The following is a 5,951-nucleotide window of genomic DNA, read 5'->3' on the forward strand; positions in this document are numbered from 1 at the left end:
CTGCGCGGCGCGGAGAGCTCAGATTTTACTACCGCGCGCGGCGCGGACAGCCAAAGCGTGATTTTACAAACAACTAATCTGCCATCGCACAGCCACGGAGCGACAGGCTTATCCTTATCCGAGCTAAATGTGTCTGGCCTAAAAGCCTCTTCCGGTGGCGCGCATGAACATGTCTTAACTGGCAAAACAGCCTCTGACGGAACGCATAGCCACGGTAATAATTTAAGTGTTGATAATAGCTCTCACGGCCATTCTTTAAGAGGAGGCAGTTGGGGTAGCGCTAATTGTGATGGTTTACCGGCCTCATACCAGATCGCTGGCAGAAATAGTGTTTATGGTAATGATAATTATTATGCGAATTCCCCTAATGGCACGGCATTCATATCCAGTAATACACACGGGCATGGTTTATCCGGCGGCGTTACCGCTACTGACAGCGCCCATCAGCATGGCTTCTCTTCCGACAGCAAGGCTTTTAACGGCGGAGCGCACGAGCACGATATTACCGGCAGCATCACCGGCGGCAATATTACCGGTTCGATAGGCAATACCGGTTCCGGCACAGCGTTCAGCGTCGCTACATTGCCAGTGTATTACACGGTGATTTATATCATCAAAGTAGTGTGAGCCAAACAACTTGTCAACTTGACAAGTTCCCGCTACGTGGTAATATAAGCTATATGAAATCCTATACAGTTGGTGAATTAAAAGCTCATTTTTCGGCTGTGCTGTCTCAGGTAAAAAACGGAGAGAGCGTGGAAGTGCTGTACGGCCGGGCTAAAGAGCCGGTGGCCATGTTTGTGCCTAAAGCTGAGAAAAAGCCGCCGCGCAAGTTGGGAATTTTAGCAGGTAAAATGGTTTTTAAAGAAAAAGGCGACGGCAAGATAACGCTGGAAGAATTTCTGGGTATATGAATTATCTGCTGGACACCCATGTTTTAATTTGGGCAATGCACGAGATTCCCAGATTGAGCAATGCCGCGCAGCAAATTATTAGCAGCCGTTCAAATAATGTTTTAGTTAGCGTGGTTTCTTTTTGGGAGCTGGCCATAAAAACCCGACTGGAAAAATTTTCTATCAAAAAAACTAACATTAAAGATATTCCGCAGTATGCCAGAGATATGGGTCTCGCTATTTGGGATTTGCAGGAGCGGGACGCCATTTCTTTTTTGGATTTGCCGTTGAAAGAAAATCACAAAGACCCTTTCGACCGCATGCTGATCTGGCAGGCGATAAACAATAACCTGACGCTGTTGAGCAAAGACAAATTGTTCCAGCAGTACGCGGCGGACGGACTCAAACTGCTTTGGTGAGTTCTTTGCGTAGCAGCGCCGCGTCTTCCGGCGGATCATTGTAGTAGCCTTTACGCAGTCCGGTTTGCCGAAAATCCAATTTTTTATACAAATTTAACGCCGCTTGATTGGACACGCGGACTTCAAGATAAGCGTTATTCAGCCGATTTTCCCTAAACAATTCCCGCAAAGCCTTTTCCGCCAGACCCTGCCGCCGGTATTCCGGCTGCACATAGACGTTGATTATCTGCAATTCGTCAGCGGCAATAGTATATTCCACATGACCGGTAATACAGTTATTGATAGTAATTATTTTGTGCATTATAATTGCCAGAATAAAACAGAGGAGCGAAAAATGCCAGTACCTAAAAAACGGCGCACTCATGCCAGAACGCGCACCAACCACGCCTACAATTTTAAAGCGGAGGGCAAAGCGGCCGGCGTCTGCAAAAACTGTGGAGCCGCTGTGCTGCCGCATACGATCTGTCCGGTCTGCGGATTTTACAAAGGACGTAAAGTCAAAGTGACCAAGCTCGAAAAACAAAACGCGCGTCAGGCCCGCAAGGCTGAGGACAAGAAGTAGCAATGAGAATAGCGCTGGACGCGATGGGAGGCGACTATGCTCCTGCCGAAGTGGTCAAAGGCGCCGTGGCCGCAGCCAGAGATGAAAATTTGACGGTCATCCTGATCGGCGATCAAGCCCGGGTCGGGCTGGAGCTGAAAAAATATCCTAAAAAAAATAATATTGAAACCGTGCATGCCAGCGAGGATATTGCCATGTCCGAGCATCCGGTGGAAGCTGTGCGGGTCAAAAAAGACGCTTCGATCAATGTTTGTATGCGTCTGCTCAAAGAAGGCAAGGCTGACGCGGTCGTATCTGCCGGCAATACCGGCGCGGTCATGGCCGCGGCGTTATTCGGGCTGGGGCGGATGAAAGGCATTGAACGGCCGGCGATCTGCAGTGTGTTTCCGACGGTCAAAGGCCATACGGTCATTTTGGATATTGGCGCCAACGCGGACTGTCGGCCGAGTCATCTCGTGCAGTTTGCTTATATGGGCAAGGCTTACATCGAAAAAGTTATCGGCGTGGAAAATCCGCGCGTCGGCCTGCTCAATATCGGCGAGGAAGACGAAAAAGGCAGCGAGTTGACCGCTACAGCCAATAAAATGCTGCGGCTCGAGCGCGCCAGCGGCTTAAACTTTGTCGGCAATATCGAGGGCAAAGATATTTTAGAAAACGCAGCCGATGTGGTGGTCTGCGACGGCTTTGTCGGCAATGTTGTGCTGAAATTTGGCGAAGGCATGGTTTTCTCGCTGACCAAGCTGATCAGGAAAAATTTGTCATTCCTTGGCTGGCTGGGTTTGTTTTTTATGTTCGGTTCGCTGCTCAAAGTAAAAAACAAAATCGATTACAAAAAATACGGCGGAGCGCCGCTGCTGGGCGTCAATGGCGTGGTGATCATCACGCATGGCCGCGCCAAAGCAGAAACAATTAAAAACTCCATCACGGCGGCGGCCAAAGCCGTAGAACAAAATCTGATCGAGACGATCCGCCGGGTCAAGGCTGTGGAGAATCCTGTTGGCTAAAAGTCCGCCAAAATTATTTCAAGCCGGTATCGCCGGTATAGGTTCCGCCGTGCCCGACCGCGTGATGACCAATCACGATTGGGCTAAACTGGTTGACACTTCCGATGAATGGATCCGCGCGCGCACTGGCATCGTAGAACGCCGGCTTTGCGGCACGGACACCGCCGCGTCTGACCTGGCGTTTTTGGCCGCGCAGAGAGCTTTGCAGGACGCCGGTCTTGCGCCGGAAGAGCTGGAGTTAATAATCGTGGCAACGACTACGCCGGATTATCCGGTGTTCCCGTCGGTGGCCGCGCTTTTGCAGGAGAGACTGGGCTGCCCGCGCGCCGGCGGTTTTGACCTGTCGGCAGCCTGTTCCGGTTTTGGCTATGGTTTTTACACCGCCGCGCAGTTTATCGAGAACGGCGAATTCCAAAAAGTACTGCTGGTCTGTGTGGACACCTTGAGCAAAAATATGGACTATACCGACCGCAATGTCTGTGTGCTTTTCGGCGACGGCGCCGGCGCCCTGGTCTTGACGCGCGCGGAATCCGGCTATGGACATCTGGCCTCGATCATTGGTTTGCGCGGCGCCGAAGCGGACGAATTAATTGTCAAAAACGGCGGTTCGCGCGCGCCGCTGACGGACGCTAATTTTTCCAGTAAAGACCGCTTCATTTATATGAACGGCAAAGCGGTGTTTAAATTTGCCGTGCAGATCATGGGCGAGGCAACCGAACAGGTTATACGCAAAGCCGGTCTGACCAGCAAGGACATTGATTTTTTTGTGCCGCATCAAGCCAATACGCGCATTATCGACGCGGCGATGAAACGGCTCGATCTCGCGCCGGAAAAAGTTATCGTCAATATTCAGAAGTACGGCAATACTTCCAGCGCGTCCATACCGCTGGCCATCGACGAAGCCTACCGCGCCGGCAAAATAAAAAAAGACGCTTTGCTCGCCACCTGCGGTTTCGGCGCGGGCTTGAGCTGGACGGCAAATGTCCTGCGCTGGAGTAAATAAGCATTTGTCCAGCTTAAAGGATACAAGCTCAGCGTCCACGCTTCGGCACGTCTCGCTTCCGCGAGACACCTCACCGCAGCTAACGCTGCTGCCTCTCCTTATCAAGGAGAGGCTGGCTGTCGCGTAAGCGACAGACTGGTGAGGTGTTTTGCCACAGGCAAAACGTCAGAAAATCTAACGCCTGGTCTGTCCGGGATGTAAGCGCCGAGGTTTAAGCGACTTTCATAATATAGATTACCGTGTAATAACTGGGCACGGTTGGGACATTGAAGGCTTCGCCATAGCCGGAAGCCGCTTGGCCGCCACCAGTTTCGCTGATACTGCCTTTGGGGGTCATGGAAAAATTTAGCACTGCTCCGGAGAGATTATTTACATTCTGATAATTCACCCCCGAATCTATTCCTAGTGAAAATACTCCCGTAACCTCATATACATCTTTTTTCACGAAATTGTAAGACCCTCTCGCTTCTTCTCCACTAAACGCATGGCTGTGTTTCGGCATATGTTTAGTTTCTAAAGCTACCACCTGGCTGTCCGCGCCGCCGATCAGGGCATCGCTCACTGTGCCGCCGCGCAAAAACCTGCCGGTCAAATTCGGCGTGCCGCCTGAGCCATCGCAGACTCTCCATTTACTTTTAAAGGCCGCGCTGACATTTATCCAACTAGACGCAGCTATCGCTAGTATCAGGCCTATCGGTAAAATATCCACGCTCTGCAAAATGTTATACACCTGCGCCTCGGTGGCAAATTTTGTGCCGTCATTGGCGGCGTCAGTTATTTTAGCCGCGCCCAATTTTGGCTCGGCCGCCGAGTCAGCCGTGCCAAAAGTCTTAATGCCAGTTATAGTTTCCGCTCCGGCTTTGTGCACAACCGTGCCATTAAGGTCATACACCGCTTTGGCAGACGGATATTCCGTGGAGCTGTTGACTACAGTATCTTTTTTATTCGCCACCTTCTCTCTGGTATTCAACGCCGCGGTCATGCCCGCCGCCGAAAGCTGTTCGCCCTTACTGATAAAATACGGTTCCTCGGCAAAGCTGTCAGTATAATCATTGGCCATAAACATATACCCCCTGTAAAAGTAATAAAACGCGCTTAAATTATAGCAAATTTTTATAGTAAGTCAATATTGATATTGTATCACAATAAAAATAATAGTTCAGAGAAGCTAGAGTAAAGTATTCGCCAGAGGTGAACACATGGACAAACCCAATACCGAGAAAGAGTTAAAGACCTGTATCAGCACCAAACTCCAACAAATCCGTAAAGCTAACGGCTACAGCATTGAGAAAATGGCCGAAACGCTTTCCCTCGACTACAGCGTTTTTTACCATATCCTCAACGGCGCGTACCTGCCGCGTCTCACCACACTCTGGCAAATTTCCAGGATTTATAATATTCCGCTGGCGGATTGGTTCAGCAATGTAACCTTTGAGCAAAAAACAGTTTCGGACAAAAAGAGTTTGGAGTTTTCCGTGCTGAATAATTTTCGCAAACTGGACAACCCGACCAAGGTTTTGGTCGCCAAAATTATCCGTAAATTTACCAGCAAGAAAATCAGAGCGAATAAGGCGCGTAATCGCTAGACCACACGGAGATAATAGCGCGGGTTAGAAAAATCGGTTAAAATAACCGCTGAAAATTTTCGTTTTAAAAGCAGGAGAAAAAATTATGACCAAAACGGCCTTTATTTTTCCCGGGCAGGGTTCGCAGTCCGTTGGCATGGGCAAGGATCTGTACGACGGCGTTCCGGTGGCGAAAGAGACTTTTCGGCAGGCTGATCAAGCGCTAGGTTTTGATCTGACGGATCTGATCTTTAACGGCACAGCCGGGGATTTGCAAAAGACCGCCAATGCGCAGCCAGCGATTTTGACGGTTTCTATAGCGGCGCTGCGCGCCAAAAATATTTCGCCGGACGTCGCGGCTGGTCATTCGCTGGGTGAATATTCCGCGCTGGTCTGCGCCGGAGCGCTGGATTTTAGCGAGGCGGTCAGTCTGGTGCGTTTCCGCGGCGAATGTATGGAGCGTGCTGTGCCGGATGGCGCGGGCGGCATGGCGGCTGTGCTCGGG

At 50.5% G+C, this 5,951-nt stretch carries 10 protein-coding genes; 8 read left to right on the plus strand and 2 right to left on the minus strand.

The annotated features are described in order from the left end of the window. From LBJ25_01830 to LBJ25_01840, 3 genes are all read left to right on the plus strand, one after another. Window positions 1–627: hypothetical protein (locus LBJ25_01830; protein MDR1452703.1), on the plus strand; the 627-nt coding region annotated here is incomplete at its 5' end. 53 nt (window positions 628–680) lie between these two features. Then, complete coding sequence (locus LBJ25_01835) at window positions 681–914, plus strand: prevent-host-death protein (GenBank protein ID MDR1452704.1); 234 nt, start codon at window positions 681–683, stop codon at window positions 912–914. Further along, window positions 911–1,312, plus strand: coding sequence for a type II toxin-antitoxin system VapC family toxin (locus tag LBJ25_01840; GenBank protein ID MDR1452705.1), 402 nt, complete (start codon window positions 911–913; stop codon window positions 1,310–1,312). The genes LBJ25_01835 and LBJ25_01840 overlap by 4 nt, the downstream gene beginning before the upstream one ends. Here LBJ25_01840 and LBJ25_01845 read toward each other — a convergent pair. Continuing rightward, complete coding sequence (locus tag LBJ25_01845) at window positions 1,296–1,613, minus strand: GNAT family N-acetyltransferase (protein ID MDR1452706.1); 318 nt, start codon at window positions 1,611–1,613, stop codon at window positions 1,296–1,298. The two genes, LBJ25_01840 and LBJ25_01845, sit on opposite strands and share 17 nt — an antisense overlap. Window positions 1,614–1,646: 33 nt before the next feature. Between LBJ25_01845 and rpmF the strand changes: the two genes are divergently transcribed. From rpmF to LBJ25_01860, 3 genes are read left to right on the plus strand one after another with little or no spacing between them, the layout of a single operon-like run. Further along, the gene (rpmF, locus tag LBJ25_01850) at window positions 1,647–1,874 is read left to right on the plus strand and encodes a 50S ribosomal protein L32 (GenBank protein ID MDR1452707.1); all 228 of its coding nucleotides are present in this window, start codon (window positions 1,647–1,649) and stop codon (window positions 1,872–1,874) included. A 2-nt stretch (window positions 1,875–1,876) separates the two neighbouring features. Next, window positions 1,877–2,878, plus strand: coding sequence for a phosphate acyltransferase PlsX (plsX, locus tag LBJ25_01855; GenBank protein ID MDR1452708.1), 1,002 nt, complete (start codon window positions 1,877–1,879; stop codon window positions 2,876–2,878). Further along, on the plus strand, window positions 2,871–3,881 hold the full coding sequence (locus tag LBJ25_01860; protein MDR1452709.1) for a ketoacyl-ACP synthase III: 1,011 nt from the start codon (window positions 2,871–2,873) through the stop codon (window positions 3,879–3,881). Before plsX ends, LBJ25_01860 begins: the two co-directional genes overlap by 8 nt. Before the next feature lie 211 nt (window positions 3,882–4,092). On the opposite strand, the gene LBJ25_01865 is transcribed toward LBJ25_01860, so the two are convergent. Further along, window positions 4,093–4,941 (minus strand): hypothetical protein, encoded by an 849-nt coding sequence (locus LBJ25_01865; GenBank protein MDR1452710.1) that lies wholly within the window; start codon window positions 4,939–4,941, stop codon window positions 4,093–4,095. A gap of 139 nt (window positions 4,942–5,080) precedes the next feature. Between LBJ25_01865 and LBJ25_01870 the strand changes: the two genes are divergently transcribed. Then, complete coding sequence (locus LBJ25_01870) at window positions 5,081–5,467, plus strand: helix-turn-helix domain-containing protein (protein MDR1452711.1); 387 nt, start codon at window positions 5,081–5,083, stop codon at window positions 5,465–5,467. Window positions 5,468–5,552: 85 nt separating this feature from the next. Further along, window positions 5,553–5,951, plus strand: a 399-nt coding sequence (locus LBJ25_01875; protein MDR1452712.1) for an ACP S-malonyltransferase, incomplete at its 3' end; no start/stop codon positions are given.

The sequence above is a fragment of the Candidatus Margulisiibacteriota bacterium genome (assembly GCA_031268855.1).
GTDB lineage: Bacteria > Margulisbacteria > Termititenacia > Termititenacales > Termititenacaceae > Termititenax.

Excerpts from the sequence above, each read along its gene's own strand:
- LBJ25_01840 (MDR1452705.1), top strand. The coding sequence starts at position 911 with ATGAATTATCTGCTGGACACCCATGTTTTAATTTGGGCAATGCACGAG.
- LBJ25_01845 (MDR1452706.1), bottom strand. The coding sequence starts at position 1,613 with ATGCACAAAATAATTACTATCAATAACTGTATTACCGGTCATGTGGAA.
- LBJ25_01865 (MDR1452710.1), bottom strand. The coding sequence starts at position 4,941 with ATGGCCAATGATTATACTGACAGCTTTGCCGAGGAACCGTATTTTATC.
- plsX (MDR1452708.1), top strand. The coding sequence starts at position 1,877 with ATGAGAATAGCGCTGGACGCGATGGGAGGCGACTATGCTCCTGCCGAA.
- rpmF (MDR1452707.1), top strand. The coding sequence starts at position 1,647 with ATGCCAGTACCTAAAAAACGGCGCACTCATGCCAGAACGCGCACCAAC.
- LBJ25_01870 (MDR1452711.1), top strand. The coding sequence starts at position 5,081 with ATGGACAAACCCAATACCGAGAAAGAGTTAAAGACCTGTATCAGCACC.
- LBJ25_01835 (MDR1452704.1), top strand. The coding sequence starts at position 681 with ATGAAATCCTATACAGTTGGTGAATTAAAAGCTCATTTTTCGGCTGTG.